The organism is Thalassospira profundimaris (assembly GCF_003326755.1).
In the GTDB taxonomy this organism is placed as follows: domain Bacteria; phylum Pseudomonadota; class Alphaproteobacteria; order Rhodospirillales; family Thalassospiraceae; genus Thalassospira; species Thalassospira profundimaris_B.
The window spans coordinates 1-842 of sequence record NZ_JPWH01000076.1 but is presented as its reverse complement, the minus strand read 5'-3'; the positions used below and the strand labels follow the sequence as shown (position 1 = coordinate 842).

Below are 842 nucleotides of genomic sequence, written 5' to 3'. Positions count from 1 at the left end.
TAGGGTCCAGACTCATTCAAATCCAGTAGCAGACGAGCGCAGCAAGGCATAATGCGGCCATGAAATTGTCAGCATTCTTGTCGTAGCGAGTGGCAACTCGTCGGAAGTCTTTCAGGCGGCCAAACATGCGCTCAATGACATTCCGACCGCGATAGCGGTTCCGGTTGAAGGCATATGGATGCTTGCGATTGGCCTTGTTGGGGATGACCGGCTGGATTTTTCTCCGTATGAGCCAAGCCCGCCAGTGATCCGCGTCATATGCCTTGTCGGCGAGCAGATATCTTGCTGGAGGAAGGTGATTGGCGAGCATCACGGCTCCGGTGATGTCAGCAGCCTGGCCGGGCGTCAGATAGAAGGCCAAGGGGCGGCAGTATTGATCGCTTATTGCGTGGACCTTGGTGTTGCGCCCACCTTTGGTGCGACCGATGGCCTGAACAGAAGCCCCCCTTTTCCGCCTCCTGCGCAACGATGGGCTTTGATGTGGGTACTATCTACGGAGATTTCCTCGGGTGTGCCCGCCAAGGTGGCCGTCAACTCAGCAAACAGGTATTGCCAAATGCCTTTTTGCGACCAGCGGTTATAACGATTGTAGACCGTGGTGGATGGGCCGTAGTCGGCAGGGCAATCTTGCCAACGACAGCCAGATTGCAGCACGTGAATGATCGCGCTGATGATACGACGATCATCTTCTCGCCGCCGACCCGCCGCACGGTATGGCAGATGTGGTTTGATCAACGCCCATTGATCGTCGGAAAGCCAGAATTGCCCCTTCATGTTCCGGAACTCCATATATTGCGTTCCAGATCATTGAATCAGTTAAAGGTTAATGAGTTCTGACCCTA

At 54.6% G+C, this 842-nt stretch carries 1 pseudogene; it reads right to left on the bottom strand.

Features of this window, described 5'->3' with window-relative positions:
• Positions 1 to 16 precede the first annotated feature (16 nt).
• Positions 17 to 774: pseudogene (locus TH25_RS24620) on the bottom strand (IS5 family transposase).
• Positions 775 to 842 lie beyond the last annotated feature (68 nt).